The following is a 24,609-nucleotide window of genomic DNA, read 5'->3' on the forward strand; positions in this document are numbered from 1 at the left end:
TCAACCATGGCCAAGAAAAAACGTGGCGACGGGCATGGCGGAGGGCACGGCTGGTACGTGTCCTTCGCCGACCTCATGGGTCTGATGATGAGTTTCTTCGTGATGCTCGTCGCGTTCTCCACCATGGACAACAACAAGCTCAAGATCGTTGCCGGTTCGATGCGGGATGCTTTTGGCGTGCAGACCGATGCGCGTTACTCCGGTATCGTCGAATCCGATGGTCTGCCGACCCGGCCGACACTGAAGAACGTCGCCCACATTGCGCCGGAGGACTCCTCCAATACGCCGACCCCGGACGACCAGGATCGGAGCCGCACCGCCGGTGCCCGGCTGAAAATCGATCGCGAATTCGCGCTGGCCTCGGCCTCGCTGCGGCAGGCATTGCAGGACATGCCCGAGATGACTGAAATTTCCAAACACATCATGTTTGAAGAGACCAGCCAGGGCCTCAATCTGGAAATCGTCGACCAGGATGGCCGCTCGATGTTCGCCGATGGTTCGAAGGTGCCTTACGAGCGGACACGCCGGCTGATCCAGAAACTCGCGGCTCCCCTCAAGGCGACGCCGCTGCGAATATCGATCGTCGGCCACACCGCCGCGGGCTTCGTGCCCTCGCAAAGCGATTATGGGGCGTTCGATCTCTCGGCGGATCGGGCGAATGCGGTCCGTCAGATTCTTGAGAGGGAGGGATTGCCGACAGGGCACATCTTTGCAGTCTCCGGCAAGGCGGACACCCAGCCGCTGTTTCCCGACGATCCCTCGCTGTCGGCGAACCGCCGCGTCACCATTACGCTGATGCGCGAAGATCCGCCGTTGCCGCCCGATCTGAAGCCGTAATTCCCGCTCGCTACTATAGTACCTTCACCGTCTCGGCCGGCGCCACGCGGTAATTGCAATTTTTGCATGGCATAGCTTCAAAATCGGGCTAGGCTATGCTTGAAGTGCAGGGCTATAAGCCGGCTCGCTTTGCTATTGTGCAGTGAAGCACCTTGAGGCTCCCGTTCCCATGACAAGCGATGTTGTAGCTCCCGCCCCGGAAACGACGGCGGCCAATGGGCATGGCGAGGCCCATTCGACCGCAGGCTTCAAAGCCCTCCTGATCGGCAGCATCGGTGTCGTCTACGGCGACATCGGCACCAGTCCGCTTTACGCGCTACGCGAAGCCGTGGTGGCGGCCAGCGGCCCCTCTGGCGTTGTCGAACCGCAGGCGGTGCTCGGGGTCGTCTCGCTGATCCTGTGGGCGCTGATTATCGTCGTGACGCTGAAATACGTCCTGATCCTGCTTCGGGCGGACAACCACGGCGAGGGCGGAACGCTGGCACTGATGGCGCTAGCGCAACGCGCGGTCAGCCACGGCGCCGGCGCCATCGTGCTGCTCGGGATCGTGAGCGGCGCGCTGTTCTACGGCGACGCGGTGATCACGCCGGCGCTGTCGGTGCTGTCGGCGATCGAAGGCATCAAGCTCGTCACCGCGGCGTTCGATTCCTATGTGGTGCCGCTCACGGTGCTTATCCTGTTCGTGTTGTTCGCGGCCCAGTCGCGGGGCACCGCGCGTGTTGCGGCCTTCTTTGGACCGGTGATGTGCGTCTGGTTCGGCGTGATTGCCATCGGCTCGATCGTTCCGATCATGCAGCATCCCGAAGTGCTGTTTGCGCTGAATCCGCTGTTAGCCATCACCTTCATGCTGCATCACGGCATTATCGGCTTTGTCACGCTCGGTGCCGTGTTTCTCGCGGTCACCGGAGCCGAGGCGCTCTATGCCGACCTCGGGCATTTTGGCAAGCGGCCGATCCAGACCGCGTGGCTCTTCATCGTGTTGCCGTCGCTGGCGTTGAACTATCTCGGGCAGGGCGCTCTCGTCATCGCCGACCCCAAAGCGATCGAAAACCCGTTCTTCCTGATGTTTCCGGAGTGGGCGCTGATTCCGATGGTGACCCTCGCCACGATCGCGACCGTGATCGCCAGCCAGGCCGTGATCACCGGCGCCTATTCCCTGACGCGTCAGGCCATACAGCTCGGCCTGCTCCCAAGATTTGAAATCCGCCACACCTCCGAAGCCCATTCCGGCCAGATCTATATTCCGCGCATCAACATGCTGCTGCTGGTGGCCGTGACGCTGCTGGTGCTGATGTTCCGTTCGTCAAGCGCGCTGGCGTCGGCCTACGGCATTTCGGTCACCGGCACCATGGTGGTCACCGCGATGATGGGTTTTGTCGTGATCTGGCGGGTATGGAAATGGTCGCCGTTCGCGGCCGCAGCCCTGATTGCGCCATTTCTGTTTCTCGATCTTACGTTTCTCGCCGCGAACCTTTTGAAGGTGCTGGAGGGCGGCTGGGTGCCGCTGGCGCTGGGCGCGGTGGTGATGATGTTGATGTACACCTGGCGGCGTGGCAGCCGGCTGTTGTTCGACAAATCGCGCAAGCTGGAGTTTCCGCTGGCCGATCTGGTGGCGATGCTGGAAAAGCGGCCGCCGCAGCGGGTTTCCGGCACCGCCGTCTTTCTCACCAGCGATCCGATCAGCGCGCCGACCGCGCTGATGCACAGTCTGAAGCACTACAAGGTGCTGCATGAGAAGAACGTCATCCTCACCATCGAAACCGCGCCGACGCCGCGGATCAACCCGGCCGAGCGGGTCAGGCTGGAACAGGTCAGCGCCACCTTCACCAAGGTGACATTGCGGTTTGGATTTATGGAATCGCCGAACGTGCCGAAGGCGCTGGCGATTGCGCGAAAGCTCGGTTGGCAATTCGATATCATGTCGACATCGTTCTTCCTCTCACGGCGCGCGCTGAAGCCGGCGGCGCATTCCGGAATGCCGCGCTGGCAGGATCACCTCTTCATAGCGCTGAGCCGTACCGCCAACGATGCCACCGACTATTTCCAGATTCCCAGCGGACGGGTGGTCGAGGTCGGAACGCAGGTCACCATCTAGGCCCTGGACCGGCGCTCGATCCTTCTTCCGCGCTTGATTTTCATCCCGCGAGAGGCGACGGTTGGCAACGGAATATCATTAGAGCATGATCCGGAAAAGTGGGCAGCGGTTTTCCGAAAAGATCATGCTCAAACAAAAGGACAGAGCGAGATGAAAATTCAACGAAAAGTCATCTCGCTCTAGTGGCCGCAGGGAGGGTTTGAGTGGCGGATCAGGGGCATCGGGTTCACGATTTGACGCCGGAAGAGGTATCGAAGGGTATGGCCGACGGGCGCTATCTGCTGGTCGACGTCCGCGAGCCGAACGAAGTCGCCGTGGATGCCTATCCCGGCGCGGTGGTGGTCCCGCTGTCGACCTTCGATCCGAAAGGCATTCCCGATCCGCAAGGCAAGCAGGTGGTTTTCGCCTGCCGTTCCGGCAAGCGATCGGTGACGGCCTCATTGGCTGCGCAAGCCGGCGGGTTTTCCCATGACAAGCACCTCGCGGGCGGGATGCTGGCCTGGAAGGCCGCGGGTTTGCCGACCAGGTCCGGCGGCTGATCGTTGCCATGACTTCCATGAACAAGGTATTTGCGGATCTGCCCGTCACCATCTTTGAGGCGATGTCGCAGCTCGCGCGCGACAACAACGCGATCAACCTCGGCCAGGGTTTCCCGGACGATCCCGGGCCGGAGGACATTCGCCGCGCCGCCGCGGACGCGGTGATGGATGGCTACAACCAATATCCGTCGATGATGGGCATCCCGGAATTGCGTCAGGCGATTTCCGCTCACTACGAGCGCTGGCACCGCATCGCGCTCGATCCGATGACCGAGGTGATGGTGACCTCGGGCGGCACCGAGGCGCTGACATCGGCGATTCTCGCCGTCGTCGAGCCCGGCGACGAGGTGGTGGTGTTCCAGCCGGTATACGACTCCTACCTCCCGATCATCCGCCAGGCCGGAGGCATCCCGCGTCTGGTGCGCCTCGAGCCGCCGCACTGGCGATTGACGGAACAGGCGCTGCGAGGCGTTTTCAACCACAAGACCAAGGCCGTCCTCTTCAACAATCCGCTCAACCCCGCCGCGGTGGTCTATCCGCGCGAGGACCTCGAACTGCTGGCGCGGTTTTGTCAGGAGTTCGACACGATCGCGATCTGCGACGAGGTCTGGGAGCATGTGATCTTCGATGGCCGCGAGCATATTCCGCTGATTACCATCCCGGGAATGCGTGATCGCACCATCAAGGTCGGCTCCGCGGGCAAGATCTTTTCCCTGACCGGCTGGAAGATCGGTTTTGTCTGCGCCGCACCGCCGCTGTTGCGCGTGGCGGCGAAGGTGCACCAGTTTCTCACCTTCACCACCGCGCCCAATCTTCAGGTCGCGGTCGCCTATGGCCTCGGCAAGCCGGCGGATTATTTTCACCAGATGCGCAAGGATCTGGCGCGCAGCCGCGACCGCCTTACAGAGGGACTGCAGCGCATCGGCTTCCCGGTTCTTCGCTCGCAGGGCACCTATTTCCTCACCGTCGATCTTTCGCCGCTCGGCCTCAACGAGACCGACGAGGCGTTCTGCAAACGCATCGTGACCGACTACAAGGTTGCGGCGATCCCGGTATCGGCATTCTACGAGCAGGATGCCGTCACCTCGGTGGTGCGTTTCTGTTTCGCCAAGAAGGATGCAACCCTCGATACCGCGCTGGAGCGGCTGTCCGACGCGGTGCACCGTCGATAGGAAGCAAGACCGATGCCGCGCGGCCCGACCTGCATGCAAATCCGATGTGCCGTCGCGATCGCCGCGGTGCTCGCGTGGCTGTCACCTGCAAGGGCGGAGGAGCGCACCGTCAACTTCTACAATTGGTCGAATTACGTGGCACCAGGGGTGCTCGAGGACTTCACCAGGGAAACCGGGATCAAGGTCGTCTACGACACGTTCGACGCCAACGAGACGCTGGAAACACGGTTGCTGGCGGGAAAATCGGGCTACGATGTGGTCGTGCCGACGGCTTACTTCCTGCAACGCCAGATCAAGGCCGGCGTTTTCCAGAAGCTCGACAAGTCGAAATTGCCGAACCTCGCCAATGCGTGGCCAGTGGTGACGCAACGGCTCGCCATCTACGATCCCGGCAATCAATATGCCGCCAACTACATGTGGGGCACGACGGGGATCGGTTACAACGTCAAAATGGTGCAGAAAATCCTCGGCCCCGACGCCAGGATCGACAGTTGGGATATCGTGTTCAAGCCGGAGAACCTCGCCAGGTTCAGGGATTGCGGCGTTCACATGCTGGATTCCGCCGACGATATTTTTCCGGCGGCGTTGAGCTATCTCGGGCTCGATCCAAATTCGACCAAACCGGCGGATATGGAAAAGGCCGCCGATCTCGCCATCAAAATTCGCCCCTTTGTCCGCAAGTTTCATTCCTCCGAATATCTGAGCGCGCTGGCGACCGGAGAGATCTGCCTCGTGGTGGGTTGGTCGGGCGACATCATGCAGGCACGAAGCCGCGCTGCGGAAGCGAAAAACGACATCGCGATCGGCTACGCCATCCCGAAGGAGGGCGCGCAGATGTTCTTTGACAATCTGGCGATTCCCGCCGACGCCAGGAATGTCAGCGAAGCCTACGAACTGATCAACTATCTCTACCGGCCCGAAGTGGCCGCGAAGAACTCGAATTTTCTGTCCTACGCCAACGGCAATCTGGCGAGCCAGAAGCTGATCGACCCCGGGATTCTCGATGACAGCAACATCTATCCGGACCAGGCAACGCTTGCAAAACTGTTCGTGATCACCGCGCGCGATCCTGCGACGCAACGCGTGATCAACCGGCTTTGGACCAAGGTCAAGACGGGACGCTAGAGTCTTCCCTCGCGCCGTCATTGCCTGCGACAAACGCGAAGCGTTTGCGCAAGGGAGCAAAGCGACGAAGCAATCCATCGAACAGCACATTCGGCTCTTGGATTGCTTCGCGGAGCCTGTCATCGGGCGCGCATTCGCGCGACCCGTTGGCTCGCAATGACGACGTTGGGCGCCTTTGGTCATCGCCAGCGGCGATGCAGCCACAGCCACTGGTCCGGATATTCCCGAATCCAGCCTTCGATGACCGACGTAATCGCCTGCATCGTGCCCTGAATATCGATCTGTCCCGCGGCATCACGCACCGGCTTTACTTCTTCGGACAGTTCGGCGCGGAAGCGATGGCCGGGCAGGCGGATAATGCGCACGCCGTGGATGGGACATTCGATCTGCCGCAACAGCCGCGCCAGCGTCGGGTTGGCCTTGGTCTTGCGGCCGAAGAACGTCACCTCGACGCCATTGGCGAAATACTGGTCGGCCAGAATGGCGACGTGCTGACCCCTTTGCAGCGCATCCGCGAGCCGGAGCGGGGCGTCGCGGCCGGCGGGGATCAGCGTTCCCATCTTCACGGCGCGGAGTTCCTCGATGATCCGGTTCGCCGAAGCGCTGTTGGGCCGGCGAAACAGGATGGCGGCATCGAGCCCATGCGCCACCGCCGCCACGGCGGGCAGTTCCCAGTTGCCGAGATGGCTTGCAAAGATCAGCGCCGGCTTGCCGTCGAGCCGCAGTTGCGCGAACAGCTCGTGGGTGCGCGGCTCAATTTCGATGCGGCTGTCTTCGGGATGGGCTGGGTCGTGCTCCCAGACATGATCGAGGTGAGCGAATTCGGCGCCAAGGCGGCCGAGATTGTCCCAGACGCCGGCAAGAATGGTCTCGATTTCCTCGGGCGATTTCTCCGGGAAGGCGGCGGTCAGATTGGCGCGGCCAATGCGCTGCTCACGCGTCAAGGGGCCGATCAGGCCGGCGATCCGGCCGAACAGATTCGCGGTCTTGATCGGATCGAAATAGCGGGTGGTGCGCAGAAGTCCGATGGTCAGCGCACCGACCGCGGCTTCGCTGATCGGCTTGGTCGCGTCGCGAATGCGGGCTCGGGTGCGAAGCAGCAGGGGATGCATCAGAAACCAACGACGATTGTGCCGGACGCTTTCCGGCTGGCCATGCGCTTTTGCACTGGAGGGGCGTTGCGCCGGTTAAACCGGTTCACGCGTCAGAATCAGCACGGCATTCTGGCCGCCAAAGCCGAACGAATTCGACATCACCGCGGTGACGCGGGCATCGCGGGCCTTGTTGGGAACCACGTCGAAGGGAATCGCCGGGTCCGGAACATCGTAATTGATCGTCGGCGGAATCCGCTGGTGTTCAAGCGTCAGCAGCGAGAACACCGCCTCGACGGCGCCTGCGGCGGAGAGTGTGTGCCCGACCATCGATTTGTTGGACGACACCGGAATTTGCTTGGCGCGTTCGCCGAACACGCTCGATATGCCGAGATATTCCATCTTGTCGTTCTCGGGCGTGCCGGTGCCGTGGGCGTTGATGTAGTCGATCTGGTCGGAGGCGAGGCCGGCGTCGGCCAATGCATTGCGCACGCAGCCGATGATCGGCTTGCCGTCGGGACTGGACCGGGTGCGGTGGAAGGAGTCCGCCAGTTCGCCGCAGCCCGCAACGATGCCGAGAATGGTCGCGCCGCGCGCGGTGGCGGCTTCGTAGCTCTCCAGCACCAGCGCGCCCGCACCTTCGGCCATGACAAAACCGTCGCGGTTCTTCGCAAACGGCCGGACCGCGGCCTGGGGCGGATCGTTGTGGGTCGACAGCGCCGACAGCAACGAGAACCGGACCAGGGCTTCCGGATTGACCGACCCGTCGGTCGCAACGCAAAGCGCGGCGTCGGCCTCGCCGCGGCGAATCGCTTCGACGCCGAGCTGGATGGCGCTGGCGCCGGATGCGCATGCGGTGGACAGTGAAATCGGCGAACCCTTGGTGCCGAACGTCCCGGCGAGATAATCGGCTACCGAGCCGAACAGGAATCGCTGGTGATATTGCGTATATCTTCCGCCGCCGCTGACCCGCAGCATCGCGTCATAATCGACTTCCGTGCCAGCCCCGATCGCACGCCCGAGTTCCTGGCGTTGCGGCCACTCGACCTCGACGGGGGCCACGGCGAGAAACAGCGGGCCGGGAAAATCACCCTTGGCCCCGATGGCGGCCTGGGCGACGGCTTCCTCGGCGGCGAGTTCGCCGAGCCGCTCGGAAAGGTCGGTGGAGGAGAACGGCTCGATCGGGATGAAATCGACCGTTCCGGCCATCGTCGTCCTCAACCCTTCGGTGGGAAAACGCGTAATGGTGCGGATGCCGGATTCGCCGGCGGTGAGTTTCTTCCAGTTATCGGCCTTGCCGGCGCCGAGCGATGTCACGACGCCCATCCCGGTGACGACGACGATCGGCCGTCCGAACTTATCGCGCTTAGCTGTCATGTTGTCCCCGCCAATTCAGCGTTGCATTCACCTGATCGCTTCGACCAGCGCCATGCCTTCGCCCCGCCAATGACCTGTCCCGATCACTACAATCTGGGTTGGCGGAGTGGACATTTCAACCTCCAGCCCGGTGGGATCGTTGGGCGGAAACAATGCGCCGCGCGAGAGCGAAAGCGCTGCAAGGGCCAGCCCCAACGGAAATTGCGTTTCCATCGTATGGCCGAACATCGTTCCGGTGGCCCGCACCGCAAAACCCGGATGGGCGCCGAGGAATGCGCTCTCTTCGGAGGTCGCCGGTTCGGCGCCGGTCGCGCCGGTGATGATGGCACCCTTGTCCGCAAGCTTGCCGAGCTTCGACCACAGCCCTTCCAGCGCCGAGGTAACCTCGCCGGGGTGCCTGCGGCGCGCCATGTCGGCCACGACATTGGTCAGGCGCGCGTAGGGCTTTGCGCCGCGCGCTTCCGCATGCGCCCTGGACTCGATCACGAGAAACGCGCCGCCCGATCCGAGCGCAAAGCCGCCGTTTTTGCCGCGCGCCCAAACCGGAACGAACTTGTCCTTGAGATTGAAGCCGCCGAACTCGTAGAGGACCAGCAGATCCTTGCGCTCGCCGTTTTGCGAGCCGCCGATCAGCGCGATGTCGCTCTGGCCGGCGGCGATGCGTGCAAGGGCGATCCGTGCGGCGTCGACGCCCGCGGCTTCCTCGCCCATGAAGGTACGCGACGATCCGGTCACCCCATGCACGATGGCGATGTTACCGGCGAGCAGGTTCGAAAGCTGCGCCAGGAACAGCGTTGGACGCAGGTCGTTCATCAGCCGCTCGTTGAGAAAGCCGGGAGCCGAATTGCCCTTCGCTTCCAGATTGAGAATGTTGGAATCGACGGCGAGATCGCGCTCGCCGCCGCCGGCAGCGACGATCATGTCCATTCGCGCCAGGATTTCCTTGTTGCCCTTGATGCCGGCCGACTCCAGCGCCAGCCCCGCGGCGTATGTGCCAATGCGCTGCCAGGCCTCCATCTGACGCTGGTCGCCCTTTTTGGGGATCTGGGTGTCGAGGTTGATCGGTGCCCAGGGATGTACGATGTGGGGCGCAAAGCTCTTCTCATCGACGTTGATTCGCCGCTGATTGAGCGCGTCCCAGTGCGCGTCCAGACCCTCGCCAAGCGAGGTGGCCAGGCCGATGCCGGTGATCCAGACTTCCGCTGATGCCGGGTTCGAAGATTTTGTCTCAGTCATCTGCGATAGCCTGTTGCGGAAAGCCGATACGCTTGGCCACGGCGTCCATGTGTCCGCGCAAATCCGGATTCGGGAAGGGAATGTGGCTGAACGTGATCGTCGCGTTGCATTTCAGCTTGCCGCCGATCCTGACCCGCGCTTCGGTCATCGCATAACCCGAGCCTTCGTGAAGGATGTTGGCGTCGATCGTCAGCAGCTCCCCCGGGGTGACGAAGCCGCGCATCTTGGCCTCCTTGACCGCGGCCAGAAATGGCATGCGCTCGAATCTCATCAGCGCGAGCAATAGCCAGCCGGAGGTCTGCGCCATCGATTCGATCAGCAGCACACCGGGCATGATGGGATGGCCCGGGAAATGCCCTTCGAAGATGGTGTTGTGCGTAGGAACCTGCGCCTCGGCCGTAATGGTCTTCTCACCGATGTTGAGGTCGAGAATACGGTCGATCAGCTGGAAATATTCGAGGTTCATGGCGGGCGGTTACGCCCCCTTGGCCGCGACCAATTCGTCGATGCGAGCGCTGAGGTTTTTCAGAACGAAGTACTGCTCGGTGGTCGCCTTGCCGTCGTTGACTTCCTGGGTCCACTTTTCCAGCGGCAATTTGATCCCGAACGCCTTGTCGATCGCGAATGCGATGTCGAGAAAATCGAGGCTGTCGATCCCCAAATCGTCGATCGCGTGGCTTTCCGGCGTGATCGTGTCGCGTGGTATGTCGCAGGTTTCAGCGATAATCGTTGCGACCTGATCGAATGTAGAGGACATCACTAAGCCTTTGATACATTGAAGGTAATTTTCAGAGCCTTGGGAGGGTGGCCGCTCCGCCCCGGAATGCCCCATCCGCCACCCGGAGTCGAGTGCCCGTATATCGGAGCGCCGCCTTGAGTTCAATGGAGGTAGCCGATGCCCAAGGCATCGGATTTGGGGGAAAACGAGCCGGAAGGGGCCGAAAATGCTTAAGGATGTGGCGCGGAAATCCGCACGCAGTCGCGGCGCCCCATCAGCACGCAGTCCTGGGTTCTGCGTAGATCGGCAATACTCACGGCGAGCCATATTCCGATCGCCAGGAGAGCGAAGGTAAACGCGAAAGCGGCCACGTTGGCCAGCATGCGATGGCGAAAATCATCGGGTTCTTCCCGGTCATGTTCGTAGCGGGATAAATCGCTCGCTGCCTCGAACTGCCGAACCGGTTCGTTCAGGTTTCTTGGCGGACCCGCTATGGGAGCCAGGTTACGCGGCCGGAATTGGAGCACGCGGTGCTCATCTTCTGAAGAGGCTGAAATAACGGGCCGCTGGGTTTTCACGGCTGCCATCTCCGGGATATACCGTTGTTATTTAGCACGCTCGCGACGCGTCTCCCAGAAAATCTTGACCTGGCAACCGGCCAGGAGAATCTATTCGTCCAAAGTCTCATGGAACTTGCCGTAGTCGATTCGAATCCGGCCGTCCTCCGATGAGTCGAGGATATCGGCGTAACGCTGGCCAAAGCGAATATCGGTATGATCGTAGGACCTTCGGGCATGAACCGTTTGCGCCGCAATAACGTCATACCCGGACACTACAACCACAAGTGATACGCCCGTTGCGCTAAAGTCGGCCTCACCAAGCCCGTAAAGCGGACTTGCCTCATCGAGGACGTGGTAGAGCGTCCAGCTTAGCGCGAGTGCGGGGTGCTCGTTGCGCACCAATGGCAGCTCACAGAACCTGCGCTGCGACTGGCCCTCCTGGCTCACGACATTCTGAAGCAGCCAAAGCCTGGCGGTGGCATTGCCGATGATGTTGTGGCGTTCGTTGGCGAAGCGAACCATCAGCGTCGGCTTGCCCTCATGGCTGGAAATGACCGGAGTGTTCGCGAACAGCAGTCGGGCATTCGGCCGCGAGAACCGGGCGAAGATCAGCCCGGTCATCAGCGACATCGAGAAGATCCCCGTGAACAGCTCCACCGTGGCGATGAAATGTCCGTAATGGGTCTGCGGGTGCATGTCGCCGTAACCGGCAGTCGAAAGCGTCTCGATGCTGAAATAGAGATAATCGATATAGGCGCTGCCCGGCACGTTCGAGACCGGCTGATCCCCGATCCAGTAGAACACGGCGAAAACCGCGTTGAAGGCGACAAATACCAGCGCGGCCCCACCGATAAAGGCCGGCCACGAGGCCGTCATGCAGCGATGGCTGATGTCGGCCCAGAAGTTGAGACGAAGGCCTTCGGCAATGATTTCACGGCTGCCAATTCGCACGACACGCGCCTTCGACATCTGCTCACTATGGTTCTTGAACATTTTCTGATTCTCTTGGTGGCGCATCATCGCCAAAGCGCTGGGCGGCTTGGCGAAAAATTGACGCACTCTTTAACAGTTGAGGGCGCGACCGGACACAAAAGCGGCTTCCCGCCTTTTGCTGATCGCGCGCCGGGCAAAGGCAATTGATCGCCGGCAACATCATGCCATAATCGGCTCGATTGCAGCGACATTTTTGGCTCCGACAGGGGGATTTCAAGTCATGGCGAATACCCGCGAACCGATCCTTCAGCCGATTCCGATTCTCGCGCTCCGTCCGACCCAGATGACGGTCGGAATGCGGGAGGTGAAAGAGAAGCGCAAGCGGTGGCGCGAGCATAAATCGAAAAGGAAGCAGGCCGAGCTACTCGGCAAACACATGATCCCGGTGGTTCATGGACCGGACAAGCGTTACTACGTCATCGATCATCATCATCTGGCGCGGTCACTTCACGATGAGGGCGTAAAGGACGTTCTCGTCACCGTCGTCGCCGACCTCACCATGGTCGATCGCGACGCGTTCTGGGTGGTGCTCGACGACCGCAAGTGGGTCTATCCATACGACGCCAAGGGCGAACGCCGACACTACCGCGACATCCCCAAAACAGTAGTGGACCTCAAGGACGATCCATTCCGCAGCCTCGCCGGCGAATTGCGGCGGGTCGGCGGTTTTGCCAAGGATACAACGCCGTTCAGCGAATTCCTGTGGGCGGATTTCCTGCGCCGCAGATTGTCGCGCAAGAGCGTGGACGGCGATTTCGAGAAAGCCCTCGAGAGAGCGCTGGCGCTGGCGAAAAGCAAGCAAGCGGTCTATCTGCCCGGCTGGTGCGGACCCGAGTCGGACGACTAGCGTCTCGCATCGGCGGACCACGGCCTATTTCGGCTGGCGCCCCATCATGTAGAACTCGTCGTTCGGACGCATGGAGGTGACGTTGGCCATCCGGTTCGATAACGCGAAAAATGCGGAGATCGCGGCGATATCCCAGATGTCGTCGTCGCTGAAGCCGTGGCCGGCGACATCGGCGAAATCCGCTTCCGAAACCAGGTGCGCCTCCTTGCTCACCTTCATTGCGAAGTCGAGCATGGCGCGCTGGCGCGGCGTGATATCCGCCTTGCGGTAGTTGACGGCGATCTGGTCGGCGATCTGCGGATTCTTTGCCCGGATTCTCAGGATCGCGCCGTGCGCGATGACGCAATAGTGGCACTGGTTGGCGCTGGAGGTCGCGACCACGATCATCTCGCGCTCGGCCTTGGTCAGACCGCTGTCCCTTTCCATCAGGGCATCGTGGTAGGCAAAGAACGCCCGGAATTCGTCGGGCCGATAGGCCAGCGTCAGGAACACGTTCGGAATAAAGCCGGATTTTTCCTGCACCGCGAGCAGGCGGGTGCGGATATCTTCCGGCAGCGCCGCAACGGAGGGCGTCGGGAAGCGTCTGGCGATGGGCTGCGTCATGGCGAATTCCCGGTCGATTGATGCGAAGCGGTGGCCCGAGAACATAGTCGATGGCCGCGCCCGCGCAAAGCGTGGCGCGAAGGATGACTGCGGTGGATGCGGGATCAGGGCCGGACGTGGTTCAGCGCAGCGGCTTTTTCAGCAACGAAAACCGGTCGGGATCGAGCCCCAGCGAAGGCTGCAGCATGGGCGCTTCCACCATGCGCGGGGCCGACCGCTCGCTGATCCCGGGATCGTTGGCGACGTCGCGATTGGAGGTGGCGCCGCGCCAGCGTTCGAGCACGGCGCCGACGAAATGCATATCGTGGCCGGCGGTCGCCGACGGCACCGTCGAGATGGTGGCTTCGCTGCGCGGCAGTTGATGCGCCGGCACTTCCTTGAAGCGCAGCCGGGTCGGCAGCGCCACGCCTTCGCCGAACGCCAGCACTTCGCGGGTGCCGAGCGAGGGAACGAAGGACAGCAGGTTCGCCGCGGCGTCGGAGACCGCCGAACGCAGCAGCGCCTGGTCGCGTTCGTTGGCCAGGCGCATCGTGAACAGCGTGTTGCACTGGGAAATGATGGTGGCGTCGAGTTCGGCGGGACGCTGCGTGACGAGGCCGAGATAGACCCCGTATTTGCGGCCTTCCTTGGCGATCCGCGACACCGCCTTGCGGGTCGGCCCGAACCCGATGTTGCGGTCGGCCGACGCGTAGCGATGGGCCTCTTCGCAGACGAACAACATCGGCGAAACACCGTCGCTCCACAGCCCGAAATCGAACGCCATGCGGCATAGCACCGACACCACGGAATCGATGACTTCGGCAGGAAAACCGGCCAGCTGCATCACGGTCATCGGCCGGCCATTGGCGGGCAGCCGGAACAGGTGGCTGATCACCTCGGCCATGGTGTCGCCGCCGACATTGGCGTTGTCGAACATGAACGCGTAACGCGGGTCGTTGCGCACGGTCTCGATGCGGGAGAGCAGTTTGTGATAGACGATGCGCGAGGAGCGGTTCTCGAGCTTGCCCATGCGCTCGTCGATCAGCGAAATCAGGTCGACCAGGCGATAGGGCACCGGCGTATCGAGGGTATAGCCCACCGTCTTGGAATCGGCGCGTTTTAGCCGGTCGGAGTTCTGGTACTGGGTATAGATTCCCTTCGCCGCCGGAATCACCTCGGCGAGAATGTCGAGTTCCTCGGGGTTGCCGGGCCGGCCGCCGAACAGCACATCGACGATTTCTTCGAAGTTGAACAGCCAGAATGGCAGCTTCAGATTGCGGGGATTGAGCACCAGCGCGCGGTCGCCGAAGCAGCGGCCGTACTCGTTGTGAACGTCGAGCAGGAAAATCCGCAGGTTCGGCCGCGACTTGAGTATCTCGTTCAGCAGCAGCGACACGCCGGTCGATTTGCCGACGCCGGTGGAACCAAGTACCGCGAAATGCTTGGAGAGCATTTCCTCGACGTCGACATAGGCGATGACGGACGGATCCTGCTGCAGGGTGCCGATATTGATCTGGTCCGATCCGCTCGGCGCATAGACCGTGCGCAGTTCCTGATTGGTGATCAGATCAACGGCATCGCCGATGGCCGGATAGTTGGTGACGCCGCGCTGGAATTTCTGTCGTTCCGATCCACCAAGGATCTCGCCGAGCAGATCGACCGAGGCGGTGGCGATGTAATTGTCGGAAGTCGGCAGATTTTCGCACGACACTTCGGTAATCATGGCGACAATGGTGGAATTTGCGCAGCGGATACTGACGAAGCGGCCCACCGTGGCCCGGATTTCCGAGACGCCCATCGGGCTCGTCGCCACAAGGCCGACCCGCGCGAGCGATCCGCGCACCAAAATTACACGTCCGAAGGATGTCACAGTGGTTGAACCCGGCATGTCGTGAATCGTGCTTCAACGGGAAACTATGCAGTCAGTCGTTGCACAAACGGTTAAGCCGGGGTCGTCAATCGGCGATATCTTTCCTCCGGGGGGCGGTTCCAGGGGTGCCGCCCCGGCTGGCCTCGATGGATCGCTTTCGCCGGGAAAACCTGCGTTTGCAGCCGATCCACCGGCGGTGGCGCCACCTGCGGGCTTAAGGTTTGATTAACCATTCCGGAGTCGGACGGTCGCCACCGCTGCGCCTGTTTCCGGAAAACGCCGGGGCCGAGGATGCCGGGCTTTACTCCCACCCGAGCGCGCCGCCGTTCTGGTACTCGATAACCCTGGTCTCGAAGAAGTTCTTCTCCTTTTTGAGGTCCACCGCCTCCGACATCCATGGAAACGGATTTTCCGCCTCGTCGAACACGCGTGCCAATCCAAGCTGGGCGCAGCGGCGGTTGGCGATGAAGTGCATATAGGTTTCGCACAGCGCGGCATTGAGGCCGAGAAAGCCGCGCGGCATGGTGTCCCTGCCATATGACGCCTCCAATTCGGCGGCGGTGGCGATCATCGCACGAATCTCCTGCTGGAATGGCTGGGTCCAGAGATGCGGATTCTCGATCTTGATCTGATTGATGACGTCGATGCCGAAGTTCAAATGGACCGATTCGTCGCGCAGGATGTACTGGTACTGCTCGGCGATGCCGACCATCTTGTTGCGGCGGCCGAGCGACAGGATCTGCGCAAAGCCGGTGTAGAACCACATCCCTTCGAAGATGACATAGAAGGCCACGAGGTCGCGCAGAAATGCCTGGTCGGATTCGGGCGTTCCGGTCTTGAAACCGGGATCGTCAAGATGCCGGGTATGCTCGAGCGCCCAGGCCGCCTTGTCCGTGATCGACGGCACCTCCCGGTACATGTTGAACAGTTCGCCCTCATCGAGGCCGAGGCTTTCGACGATGTACTGGAACGTATGGGTATGAACCGCCTCCTCGAAGGATTGCCGCAGCAGATACTGGCGGCATTCCGGATTGGTGAGGTGGCGGTAGATCGCCAGCACGATATTGTTGGCGACCAGGCTCTCGGAGGCTGCGAAGAACCCGAGATTGCGCTTGATGGCGCGGCGCTCGTCTTCGGTCAGGCCGTCGCGCGATTTCCAAAGCGCGATGTCGGCCTGCATCGAGACCTCCGTCGGCATCCAGTGATTGTTGCAGCCGGAGAGATATTTCTCCCATGCCCATTTGTATTTCAGCGGCAGCAGTTGATTGACGTCGGCGCGGCAATTGATCATGGCCTTGTCATCGATCGAAACCCGGCCGCCGCTCCGGTCGATCAGGTCGCGGCCGATTTTTTCGATAACGCTATCCGGATTCGGGACGAGCGCTTCGGGCGGGCGCGGAATGGTCGTGGTGTCGGACCAGTCAAGCATGGCTGTTGTTCCTTGGTTTCGTGCCGCTTACTGGCAGGCTTCACATTCGGGATTGTCGATGGAGCAGGCGAGTGCATTGGCGAGATCCGGCGCGCCCGGCGCCATCCGGATCGGGGTGTTCGCCGCCATCGCCTGCCACGACGAGACGCTGTTGAGCTTGCCGTCCGTGCCCTTCAACGTCGACTTCTCGACGTGGGTCGCACTGCGCGAGCGCAAATAATAAGTGGTCTTGAGGCCGCGTAGCCAGGCCAGACGGTAGAGCGTGCTGAGTTTCCTGCCGGAGGGGTTGGCAATGTAGAGGTTGAGCGATTGGGACTGGTCGATCCATTTCTGCCGGCGTGAGGCGGCTTCGATCAGCCAGACACTGTCGATCTCGAAAGCGGTAGCGTAGAGCGCCTTGAGATCTTGGGGAATGCGGTCGATGCCGCCGATGCTGCCGTCGAAATATTTCAGGTCGTTGACCATCACCTCGTCCCACAATCCACGCGCCTTGAGGTCGCGGACCAGGAACGCGTTCATGACGGTGAAATCGCCCGACATGTTCGATTTCACGTAGAGATTCTGGTAGACGGGCTCGATCGACTGCGCCACGCCGCAGATGTTGGAAATGGTCGCGGTCGGCGCAATCGCCATGACGTTCGAATTGCGCATTCCCGTGGTCCGGACCCGGGCGCGCAGGTCGCTCCAATCCAGCGTGGTGGAGCGATCCATTTCGAGGCCACCGCGCGCCTCCGCGAGGATCTCGATCGAATCGATCGGCAGGATTCCCCGGCTCCAGAGCGAGCCGTCGAACGAGGGATAGCGGCCGCGCTCTGCGGCAAGATCGACCGAGGCCGAAATCGCGTGGAAGGCGATCGCCTCCATGCTGGTGTCGGCGAACTTTACCGCCGCCTCCGACGCCATCGCGATCCGCAGCGCCTGCAGCGCATCCTGAAAGCCCATCAGTCCCAGGCCCACGGGGCGGTGTCGCAGGTTCGAGCGCCTCGCCTCGGGGACGGTATAGAAATTGATGTCGATGACGTTATCGAGCATCCGCATCGCCATCGTCACCGTGCGCTTGAGCCGCGCGTCGTCCAGCCCGCCGCCCTGGACGTGGTTGGCGAGGTTCACCGAGCCGAGATTGCAAACGGCGACTTCGTCGTCGGAGGTGTTGAGCGTGATCTCGGTGCACAGGTTGGAGGAGTGAATGACGCCGCAATGTTGCTGCGGCGAGCGCAAATTGCAGGGGTCCTTGAACGTGATCCAGGGATGCCCGGTCTCGAACAGCATGGTCAGCATCTTGCGCCACAGCTCGGTCGCGCGGATCTTTCTGAATACCCGTATTTCGCCGCGCGCGGCCTTGGCCTCGTAGAAGGCGTAGCGTTCGGCAAAGTTCCTGCCGTAGAGATCGTGCAGGTCGGGCGCTTCATCGGGCGAGAACAGCGTCCATTCGGCGTCGGCCTCGACCCGCTGCATGAACAGGTCAGGCACCCAGTTCGCGGTATTCATGTCGTGGGTACGGCGGCGGTCGTCACCGGTGTTCTTGCGGAGGTCGAGAAATTCCTCGATGTCGATGTGCCAGGTCTCGAGATAGGCGCAGACCGCGCCCTTGCGTTTTCCCCCCTGATTGACGGCCACCGCGGTATCGTTGGCGACCTTGAGGAAGGGCACGACACCCTGGCTGTCGCCGTTGGTTCCCTTGATGTGGGCGCCGAGGCCGCGCACCCTGGTCCAGTCGTTGCCGAGGCCGCCGGAGTATTTGGCCAGCAGCGCATTATCCTTGATCGATTTGAAGATGCCGTCGAGGTCGTCGGCGACGGTGGTCAGGAAGCAGGAGGAAAGCTGCGGCCGCAGGGTTCCCGCATTGAACAGCGTCGGCGTCGAGGCCATGAAATCGAACGACGAGAGCAGGTCATAGAACTCGATGGCGCGGGCATCGCGATCGATCTCGCGTATCGCCAGCCCCATCGCGACCCGCATGAAGAACGCCTGCGGCAGTTCGATGCGGCGGCTCCCGGCGTGAAGGAAGTAGCGGTCGTAGAGCGTCTGCAGGCCGAGAAACTGAAACGCCAGGTCGCGCTCCGGCCGCAGCGCGGCGGCGATCCTGCCGAGATCATAACGCGCCAGTTCCGGATCGAGCAGTTCGGCCCTGATTCCCGTTCTGACATAGAGCGGAAAGTATTCGGCGTAGCGCGTCGCCATGTCGGCCTGCGATGCGTTGACCGGCGCGGCATGCACGAACGACAGCACCTCGGTTCGCAGCCGGTCGAGCAACAGCCGCGCGCTGACATAGGTGTAGTTCGGCTCCTGCTCCACCAGCGTGCGCGCCGCCATGATGCCCGCAAGCGCCAATTCGTCCTGGCTGATTCCGTCATAGAGATTGCGGCGCGTTTCGGCGAGGATCGGCGCCGGATCGACGCCGTCCAGTCCCGCGCACGCCTCGCGAACGATCAGAGCGAGCCGCTCCTCGTCGAGCGGCACCCGCGTGCCATCGGCGAGCGCGACATGCAGCGGCGGCTGCGAAGGTTTTGCAGCCTGGACCGCGTTTGCCTCGGCGCGCCGTTTTGCCCGCGCCTCGCGGTAAAGCACATAGGCGCGGGCGACCTTGTGATGTTCGCTGCGCATCAGCGCCAGTTCGACCTGATCCTGCACGTCTTCGATATGGAAGGTGCGGCCTTCGCCGACCCTTCGGGTCAGCGCGCCGGCGACTTCAGCGGTGAGCTGCTCGACCGCTTCGTGCACGCGGCGCGAGCCGGCGGCGGTATGTCCTTCCACCGCGAGAAACGCCTTGGTCATCGCCACCGATATCTTGGCGGCGTCGAACGGCGACACGGCTCCGTTGCGGCGAAGGATCTGCATCCCCGGTTCGCTCCTCGCCGCGGCAGGGGATTCGGTGCGTGGTAATGGATCAAAGGGAATGGCTTGGGCGGCTTCGCGATCGATAGACAATGACATCGGCAGACCCCGTGGTGATGCGTTGTTGCAATTCGGGGCTGGGTGTCTTTGAGCGACGCTGCAGGGTGCATGGACGGCAAACGCCGGCATGACGATGCATGCGACCGCCGGGACACCCCGCCCGTGGACGTTTCTTCGGTGTCGCGGCAGTTCTCCTGGCTCGCAGGTCGTCGTTGCCCTCCTGCCTTCCCAATGCGGTGCCGCATCAGTGGCGTAAGAACGGGGGCAACTCACTGCTTACAGTTGCGGGGGCAGCGCCGGAATTTCGCGAAACAATCGCGTTCACCGGCTTCCCTCTTAGCCACCAAGTCTTGCGACAAGGCGGACCGTGACAGCTACATCTGGTAGTATTCGCCGGTGGGTGTCAATGGGCCGATAGAGCCATGGGCAAAAAAAATTCAGTGCCGGCTGAGTTGGATCACGCACCGGCAGCAAGCTTTCGCAATATCCGACGGGCTGGCCTCGGCTGCCGCAAGGCTGTTACTCTTGCATCAACAAGAAACCGGGCAGGGTGGAACGCGATGAACCGCGGCATCGAAATTTGAGCGAGTTGGCGCGGCCATCCGCGCTCGCACCCTTCCGCACCAGGAATTATCGTTTCCAATGGCCGGCCGACTTGCTCACCTCGTGGGCTTTCGAGATGGAGACGCTGATCCTCGGCTGGTATGTGCTGACCGAGACCGGATCGGTCCTGCTGCTGACCGTGTTTGCCGCTCTCAGCTATACCGGAACCCTGATCGCGCCGATGTTGGGCGTGGTGGGCGACCGTATCGGCCATCGCGATCTGCTCGCGATGATGCGGGCGACTGATTCGGCGCTGGCCGCCACCCTGATGACGCTGGCGCTGACTGGTCATTTGAGCCCGCTCTATGTCCTGATCATCGTGGCCGTCATGGGCCTGGTTCGTCCGTCCGATCTCGGCGTGCGCGGCGCGCTGGTCGCGACCATCATGCCGTCGGACCAATTGATCGGGGCGATCAGCATCTCCAGAACCACGATGGACACCGCGCGCATCGCGGGCGCGCTGAGCGGCGCCGGATTGTTGGCGGCCCTTGGCATGGGGCCGGCCTATATGGCGATCGTCGGCCTGTATGCCGCCTCCACAGTGCTGACGCTCTGCATCGTGGCACCCTCGAAGCCGCACCCGATCGACCAAGCCGCTGATGGCCCGCGCTCCCCGATGCGCGATCTCCGGGAAGGGGTCGCCTATGTCTGGACCACGCCAACGATGCGCGCCGCAATCGGGGTCGCGTTCCTGGCCAACCTGACCGCCTATCCTTTTTCCAACGGCTTGCTGCCCTACATCGCGCGGGAGATTTATGGCACCAGCCAGACCGGGCTCGGATATCTGTCGGCCAGCTTCGCGGCCGGCTCATTGGTGGGTTCGATCGCCTTGAGCGTGGTCGGCGGAGTCCGGGAGGCGCGGCTGATGATCGGCGCGACGGTGATGTGGTATGCGATGCTGCTGGTGTTTGCGCACCTGCGGAGCGTGCCGGCCGCCATCGCGTGCCTGCTGCTGATCGGCTTCGCGCAGAGCCTGTGCATGATTTCCATCGCGGTGATCCTGATGCGCACCGCGAGGGAACATTTTCGCGGCCGGGTGATGGGCGTGCGCATGCTGGTGATCTATGGCCTGCCATTCGGGCTCTTGGCGGCAGGCGCGCTGATCGACGAGCTCGGCTTTGCGGCGACCGCGACGCTCTATGCGGCCGCCGGTCTCGCGTTGCTGATGGGCATCGCACTAAACTGGCGCGCGGATTTGTGGCACGTCCACGCGCCGGCGAATGCGAGGTAGGGCGCGCCCCGCGCACTGGCACGCGCCGCGGGCGAGGGGGCTTTGTCTGACGCGGACGCTGGCTTTGTAGGGTGGGCAAAGGCGCATCGCGCCGTGCCCACCTTATTTTTGGTGCTATGACCGGTGGGCATGCGGAGTTTATCATCGGGCGCGCATTCGCGCGACCCGTTGGCTTTGCCCACCCTGGAGTTGACGCGGACATCGCGTTAGCGCGGAAGGACGAACAGAATGCCCCCCGAACCGATTTTGGACCTCGCCCATCTCGGCCATCTGGAATTGCTGACGCCGAAGCCGGACGAGAGCCTGAAATTTTTCGTCGACGTGATGGGCATGACCGTCAGCGGCCGCAAGGGAGAGTCGGTTTACCTGCGCGGCTGGGATGATTATGAGCGCTATTCGCTCAAGCTGACGGCCTCGAAGACCTCGGGCATGGAGCACATGGCGCTGCGAGCGCGAAGCCCGCAGGCGCTGGAGCGGCGCGTCGCGGCGCTGAAGGGATCCGGTTTCGAGATCGGCTGGACCGATGGCGATCTCGGGCACGGGCCGGCGTTCCGCTGCCGCGATCCGGACGGCCATATCGTCGAGCTCTATTACGAGACGGAGTGGTACGAGGCGCCGCCCGAACTCAAACCTGCATTGAAGAACCAGGCGCAGCGCTTTCCCGCGCGCGGCGTCAATGTCCGTCGGCTCGATCATCTCAATTGCCTGGCGGTCGACATCAAGGCCAACCGCATCTTCTTCGAGAAATACCTCGGCTGCCGGCTGACCGAGCAGATCGTGCTCGATGACGGCACCGAAGCCGCGATGTGGATGACGATGACCAACAAGAGCTACGATTTCGCCTATTCGCGCGATCATTCCGGCACGCCGGGCCGCTTCCATCACGTCACCTATGCGCTCGACAGCCGCGAGGATATCCTGCGGGCGGCCGATATTTTCCTGGAGAACGGCGTCTTCATCGAGACCGGCCCGCACAAGCACGCGATCCAGCAGACTTTCTTCCTTTATGTCTACGAACCCGGTGGCAACCGGGTCGAGGTCGCCAATGCCGGCGCCCGTCTCATTCTGGCGCCGGACTGGAAGCCGATCGTGTGGACCGAGGAGGAGCGCAAGAAGGGGCAGGCGTGGGGGCTGAAAACGATCGAGTCGTTTCACACCCACGGGACGCCGCCGGTTTAGGCGTCATCCTGAGGTGCGAGCGAAGCGAGCCTCGAAGGATGGCAACATGCACGGCCTCGCAACCATCCTTCGAGGCCCGCGCAAGAGCGCGGGCACCTCAGGATGACGGTCTGGTGCGGTCGGTATAAGTCTCAAAAATTGTTGACCCGCGGAAGATTTCTGTTGTCGCCACGGCGCCTCCTGTGGCTTCCCGGGGAACCTGCCGCCTGCTATCATGACCGGCGATCCAACCATGCGGGGACATCCAACAAGCCTCGCCTCAAGAACAAACTTCAAATGGGGAGAAAACCAACATGAATCGCCGATCAGCCATTGCGCTGCTTCTCACGGGTTTCGCCGCGCTTTCATATGCGCCGCAGGCCTCCAGTGAAACCGGATGGGTTACGCTGTTCGACGGCAAGAACCTCGATAATTTCACCGCCATCGGCGACGCCAATTGGCGGATCGAGGACGGCGTCGTCGTGGCCGACAAGGGCAACGGCTTTCTGGTCACCAAGAACACCTATGCCGACTATCAGATCAGGGCCGAATTCTGGGTCGAACCCGACTCCAACAGCGGCATCTTCATTCGCTGCTCGAACCCTGAGAAGGTTGGCGCCGACAACGCCTATGAGGTGAACATCTGGGATGCCCGCCCCGATCCAAGCTACGGCACCGGCGCGATCGTCAACCTCGCCAAGGTCGACCCGATGCCGAAGGCCGCCGGCAAATGGAACGTCTATGAGATCACGGCGAAAGGTTCGACCTTCACCGTCGTCCTCAACGGGCAAAAGACCGTCGACGGCGCGCAGGACGCCAAGTTTGCCAGCGGCCGGATCGCCCTGCAGCACGGCCTTGGCCTCAAGGACGACAAGGGCGTGGTGAACGACAAGGGCGTGGTCAAGTTCCGCAAGGTCGAGATCAAGCCGCTGTAATACTCATCCGCGGCAACGAAATTCCTCCGCGCACCCGACAAGCTGCGCGGGGGGACAGAAGATTTCTGATCAAGCCGCTCGGCCCCATCGCTTTGAGCAGGCTGAGGCACCAACCGATTGCCCGTCGGGTTGCGGCAGATTGGCACGACGGGCAACATTGCGCTTCGCTGAGACCCCAAATCAGTGGCCTAATTCCGGCCATCCCGTTCCGACAAGAGGGGCGGCCGCGCGTCGTCACGAACGCGGGATGGGATGTGGTGGACGCCAGAGCAGCACGAGATTCCAGCCTGTTTCCGGATCAATCCTCTTTGCATGGCGGTACACCATGAGCGCTTCGTCGAGCCTCAGACTTCACCGAGCGTGGAGGCCTTGTTGTTAAGAACCGCCACGACGTCCGATTGCAGGTCGAGGGCCCGGTCGAACCATTCCAGCGCCTCCTCGTCGCGAGTGAGCTTCTGCAGAGCGGCACCGATATTGTTGCATATGTCGGCATTCGCCGGATCCAGTGCCTGTGCCTGCCTGCTGTCGGACAGCGCTTCCTCAAATCGATTAAGGTTGCGCAGCGCCACGCTGCGTCCATTCAGGGTCAGAGCGCGGTTAAGCTGCAGTTCGTCACACAGGTTCAAGTAGACAAGAGCCTCTTCGAAGCGCTGCAGCTGGAGCAGAACGAGCGCGTAGTTGTAAGCTGCGTACCAGTAGCGCGGGTTAAGCCTGAGCGCATGTTCAAAGTCCCGGATCGCGTGGTCCGGGCGCCGCAACAGGACCTGGACGTTGGCGAGTTTTGTCCACAACTCGGCATCGTCCGGCGTGATCTGCGTCGCCTTGTTGAAGGCCTTCAGAGCCTCTTCATGGAGCCCCTGTTGTTCCAAAGCGGCGCCGAGGCTCGCAAGATAAGGCGTCTTGGGATCTGCCCGATTGGCGCGGCCGACCCACTCAATAGCGGCATCGTATTGTTTGGCATGGAGGGAGAGCAGGCCCATGAGCTGGAGCGTATCCGCATGCCCGGCATCGAGTTCAAGAGCCCGCTGGCAGCAGCGTTGTGCGTCCGGGTGACGCCCGGCGCTCATGTGGCGGAGGCCGGCCTCGTGGAGCGCATCAGGGGTGTCCCCGTCGGTAGCGCTCGGAGCGGTCTGCGATTTGCGGGCAGCTGCCCGGCGTTCATGACGATTCATCTGCTCGATCCAAGTAAACCCCACATCAACCTCTAGATGATTCGTCGCTATCGGCGGAGCTTTTTGGCGTACGATACGAGTGGCGCCGGTTCGCAGGCACGAGGCTATGGCGCACTACCGCAGCGCATCCACCCGGGCCGGCTC

General features: G+C 62.1%; 21 protein-coding genes and 1 riboswitch. Of the genes, 9 read left to right on the forward strand and 12 right to left on the reverse strand.

Annotated features, from left to right (window positions below; all coding sequences use genetic code 11):
• Nucleotides 1–6: 6 nt before the first annotated feature.
• From E8A46_RS01080 to E8A46_RS01100, 5 genes are all read left to right on the forward strand, one after another.
• Complete coding sequence (locus E8A46_RS01080) at nt 7–837, forward strand: flagellar motor protein MotB (protein ID WP_291556281.1); 831 nt, start codon at nt 7–9, stop codon at nt 835–837.
• A gap of 169 nt (nt 838–1,006) precedes the next feature.
• Nucleotides 1,007–2,932: a potassium transporter Kup gene (locus E8A46_RS01085; protein WP_291556283.1), complete on the forward strand. Its 1,926-nt coding sequence runs from the start codon at nt 1,007–1,009 to the stop codon at nt 2,930–2,932.
• Nucleotides 2,933–3,192: 260 nt separating this feature from the next.
• Entirely contained in the window at nt 3,193–3,471 is a 279-nt protein-coding gene (locus E8A46_RS01090; protein WP_291556347.1) for a rhodanese-like domain-containing protein, read from the forward strand.
• An 8-nt stretch (nt 3,472–3,479) separates the two neighbouring features.
• Entirely contained in the window at nt 3,480–4,643 is a 1,164-nt protein-coding gene (locus E8A46_RS01095; RefSeq protein ID WP_291556285.1) for an aminotransferase, read from the forward strand.
• A 12-nt stretch (nt 4,644–4,655) separates the two neighbouring features.
• Nucleotides 4,656–5,768: a polyamine ABC transporter substrate-binding protein gene (locus E8A46_RS01100; RefSeq protein ID WP_291556287.1), complete on the forward strand. Its 1,113-nt coding sequence runs from the start codon at nt 4,656–4,658 to the stop codon at nt 5,766–5,768.
• A gap of 179 nt (nt 5,769–5,947) precedes the next feature.
• Here E8A46_RS01100 and E8A46_RS01105 read toward each other — a convergent pair whose 3' ends face one another.
• The 7 genes from E8A46_RS01105 to E8A46_RS01135 all read right to left on the reverse strand — a co-directional run bounded on the left by E8A46_RS01105 (nt 5,948) and on the right by E8A46_RS01135 (nt 11,743).
• Complete coding sequence (locus tag E8A46_RS01105; protein ID WP_291556289.1) at nt 5,948–6,880, reverse strand: lipid A biosynthesis lauroyl acyltransferase; 933 nt, start codon at nt 6,878–6,880, stop codon at nt 5,948–5,950.
• 75 nt (nt 6,881–6,955) lie between these two features.
• On the reverse strand, nt 6,956–8,236 hold the full coding sequence (locus E8A46_RS01110; protein ID WP_291556291.1) for a beta-ketoacyl-ACP synthase: 1,281 nt from the start codon (nt 8,234–8,236) through the stop codon (nt 6,956–6,958).
• 27 nt (nt 8,237–8,263) lie between these two features.
• A complete protein-coding gene (locus E8A46_RS01115; protein ID WP_291556292.1) occupies nt 8,264–9,472 on the reverse strand; it encodes a beta-ketoacyl-ACP synthase in 1,209 nt (402 codons plus the stop codon).
• Nucleotides 9,465–9,938, reverse strand: a complete 474-nt coding sequence (locus tag E8A46_RS01120) for a 3-hydroxyacyl-ACP dehydratase FabZ family protein (RefSeq protein ID WP_291556294.1) — start codon at nt 9,936–9,938, stop codon at nt 9,465–9,467. Before E8A46_RS01120 ends, E8A46_RS01115 begins: the two co-directional genes overlap by 8 nt.
• Before the next feature lie 9 nt (nt 9,939–9,947).
• Entirely contained in the window at nt 9,948–10,229 is a 282-nt protein-coding gene (locus E8A46_RS01125) for an acyl carrier protein (protein WP_002711294.1), read from the reverse strand.
• Nucleotides 10,230–10,420: 191 nt separating this feature from the next.
• A complete protein-coding gene (locus tag E8A46_RS01130) occupies nt 10,421–10,768 on the reverse strand; it encodes a hypothetical protein (protein WP_291556349.1) in 348 nt (115 codons plus the stop codon).
• Between the two features lie 90 nt (nt 10,769–10,858).
• Nucleotides 10,859–11,743 (reverse strand): ion channel, encoded by an 885-nt coding sequence (locus tag E8A46_RS01135; protein WP_291556322.1) that lies wholly within the window; start codon nt 11,741–11,743, stop codon nt 10,859–10,861.
• A 220-nt stretch (nt 11,744–11,963) separates the two neighbouring features.
• Between E8A46_RS01135 and E8A46_RS01140 the strand changes: the two genes are divergently transcribed.
• Nucleotides 11,964–12,590: a ParB-like protein gene (locus E8A46_RS01140; RefSeq protein ID WP_291556324.1), complete on the forward strand. Its 627-nt coding sequence runs from the start codon at nt 11,964–11,966 to the stop codon at nt 12,588–12,590.
• Between the two features lie 24 nt (nt 12,591–12,614).
• Here E8A46_RS01140 and E8A46_RS01145 read toward each other — a convergent pair whose 3' ends face one another.
• From E8A46_RS01145 to E8A46_RS01160, 4 genes are all read right to left on the reverse strand, one after another.
• Nucleotides 12,615–13,193 (reverse strand): peroxidase-related enzyme, encoded by a 579-nt coding sequence (locus E8A46_RS01145; protein ID WP_291556326.1) that lies wholly within the window; start codon nt 13,191–13,193, stop codon nt 12,615–12,617.
• Nucleotides 13,194–13,314: 121 nt separating this feature from the next.
• On the reverse strand, nt 13,315–15,060 hold the full coding sequence (locus E8A46_RS01150) for a DUF87 domain-containing protein (RefSeq protein WP_291556328.1): 1,746 nt from the start codon (nt 15,058–15,060) through the stop codon (nt 13,315–13,317).
• Between the two features lie 283 nt (nt 15,061–15,343).
• Nucleotides 15,344–16,471 carry a ribonucleotide-diphosphate reductase subunit beta gene (locus E8A46_RS01155; protein WP_291556330.1) on the reverse strand — a complete coding sequence of 376 codons (1,128 nt, stop codon included), beginning with the start codon at nt 16,469–16,471 and terminating at the stop codon, nt 15,344–15,346.
• A 27-nt stretch (nt 16,472–16,498) separates the two neighbouring features.
• Nucleotides 16,499–19,405 (reverse strand): ribonucleoside-diphosphate reductase subunit alpha, encoded by a 2,907-nt coding sequence (locus E8A46_RS01160; protein ID WP_291556332.1) that lies wholly within the window; start codon nt 19,403–19,405, stop codon nt 16,499–16,501.
• A 127-nt stretch (nt 19,406–19,532) separates the two neighbouring features.
• Nucleotides 19,533–19,751, reverse strand: a riboswitch (cobalamin riboswitch).
• A 195-nt stretch (nt 19,752–19,946) separates the two neighbouring features.
• Between E8A46_RS01160 and E8A46_RS01165 the strand changes: the two genes are divergently transcribed.
• From E8A46_RS01165 to E8A46_RS01175, 3 genes are all read left to right on the forward strand, one after another.
• Nucleotides 19,947–21,200 carry an MFS transporter gene (locus tag E8A46_RS01165; protein ID WP_291556335.1) on the forward strand — a complete coding sequence of 418 codons (1,254 nt, stop codon included), beginning with the start codon at nt 19,947–19,949 and terminating at the stop codon, nt 21,198–21,200.
• Between the two features lie 228 nt (nt 21,201–21,428).
• Nucleotides 21,429–22,379, forward strand: a complete 951-nt coding sequence (locus tag E8A46_RS01170) for a catechol 2,3-dioxygenase (protein WP_291556337.1) — start codon at nt 21,429–21,431, stop codon at nt 22,377–22,379.
• A gap of 293 nt (nt 22,380–22,672) precedes the next feature.
• Entirely contained in the window at nt 22,673–23,293 is a 621-nt protein-coding gene (locus E8A46_RS01175; protein ID WP_291556339.1) for a DUF1080 domain-containing protein, read from the forward strand.
• A gap of 344 nt (nt 23,294–23,637) precedes the next feature.
• Here E8A46_RS01175 and E8A46_RS01180 read toward each other — a convergent pair whose 3' ends face one another.
• The gene (locus E8A46_RS01180) at nt 23,638–24,465 is read right to left on the reverse strand and encodes a tetratricopeptide repeat protein (RefSeq protein ID WP_291556341.1); all 828 of its coding nucleotides are present in this window, start codon (nt 24,463–24,465) and stop codon (nt 23,638–23,640) included.
• Between the last annotated feature and the right edge of the window lie 144 nt (nt 24,466–24,609).

The organism is Bradyrhizobium sp. (assembly GCF_004799445.1).
Taxonomy (GTDB): domain Bacteria; phylum Pseudomonadota; class Alphaproteobacteria; order Rhizobiales; family Xanthobacteraceae; genus Bradyrhizobium.

What these genes read in the sequence shown, in the direction of transcription:
- E8A46_RS01085 (WP_291556283.1), top strand. Translation starts at nt 1,007, where the DNA reads ATGACAAGCGATGTTGTAGCTCCCGCCCCGGAAACGACGGCGGCCAAT.
- E8A46_RS01180 (WP_291556341.1), bottom strand. Translation starts at nt 24,465, where the DNA reads ATGAATCGTCATGAACGCCGGGCAGCTGCCCGCAAATCGCAGACCGCT.
- E8A46_RS01135 (WP_291556322.1), bottom strand. Translation starts at nt 11,743, where the DNA reads ATGTTCAAGAACCATAGTGAGCAGATGTCGAAGGCGCGTGTCGTGCGA.
- E8A46_RS01095 (WP_291556285.1), top strand. Translation starts at nt 3,480, where the DNA reads ATGACTTCCATGAACAAGGTATTTGCGGATCTGCCCGTCACCATCTTT.
- E8A46_RS01090 (WP_291556347.1), top strand. Translation starts at nt 3,193, where the DNA reads ATGGCCGACGGGCGCTATCTGCTGGTCGACGTCCGCGAGCCGAACGAA.
- E8A46_RS01160 (WP_291556332.1), bottom strand. Translation starts at nt 19,405, where the DNA reads ATGTCATTGTCTATCGATCGCGAAGCCGCCCAAGCCATTCCCTTTGAT.
- E8A46_RS01145 (WP_291556326.1), bottom strand. Translation starts at nt 13,193, where the DNA reads ATGACGCAGCCCATCGCCAGACGCTTCCCGACGCCCTCCGTTGCGGCG.
- E8A46_RS01080 (WP_291556281.1), top strand. Translation starts at nt 7, where the DNA reads ATGGCCAAGAAAAAACGTGGCGACGGGCATGGCGGAGGGCACGGCTGG.
- E8A46_RS01100 (WP_291556287.1), top strand. Translation starts at nt 4,656, where the DNA reads ATGCCGCGCGGCCCGACCTGCATGCAAATCCGATGTGCCGTCGCGATC.
- E8A46_RS01170 (WP_291556337.1), top strand. Translation starts at nt 21,429, where the DNA reads ATGCCCCCCGAACCGATTTTGGACCTCGCCCATCTCGGCCATCTGGAA.
- E8A46_RS01140 (WP_291556324.1), top strand. Translation starts at nt 11,964, where the DNA reads ATGGCGAATACCCGCGAACCGATCCTTCAGCCGATTCCGATTCTCGCG.
- E8A46_RS01105 (WP_291556289.1), bottom strand. Translation starts at nt 6,880, where the DNA reads ATGCATCCCCTGCTGCTTCGCACCCGAGCCCGCATTCGCGACGCGACC.
- E8A46_RS01175 (WP_291556339.1), top strand. Translation starts at nt 22,673, where the DNA reads ATGAATCGCCGATCAGCCATTGCGCTGCTTCTCACGGGTTTCGCCGCG.
- E8A46_RS01155 (WP_291556330.1), bottom strand. Translation starts at nt 16,471, where the DNA reads ATGCTTGACTGGTCCGACACCACGACCATTCCGCGCCCGCCCGAAGCG.
- E8A46_RS01120 (WP_291556294.1), bottom strand. Translation starts at nt 9,938, where the DNA reads ATGAACCTCGAATATTTCCAGCTGATCGACCGTATTCTCGACCTCAAC.
- E8A46_RS01125 (WP_002711294.1), bottom strand. Translation starts at nt 10,229, where the DNA reads ATGTCCTCTACATTCGATCAGGTCGCAACGATTATCGCTGAAACCTGC.
- E8A46_RS01115 (WP_291556292.1), bottom strand. Translation starts at nt 9,472, where the DNA reads ATGACTGAGACAAAATCTTCGAACCCGGCATCAGCGGAAGTCTGGATC.
- E8A46_RS01150 (WP_291556328.1), bottom strand. Translation starts at nt 15,060, where the DNA reads ATGCCGGGTTCAACCACTGTGACATCCTTCGGACGTGTAATTTTGGTG.
- E8A46_RS01110 (WP_291556291.1), bottom strand. Translation starts at nt 8,236, where the DNA reads ATGACAGCTAAGCGCGATAAGTTCGGACGGCCGATCGTCGTCGTCACC.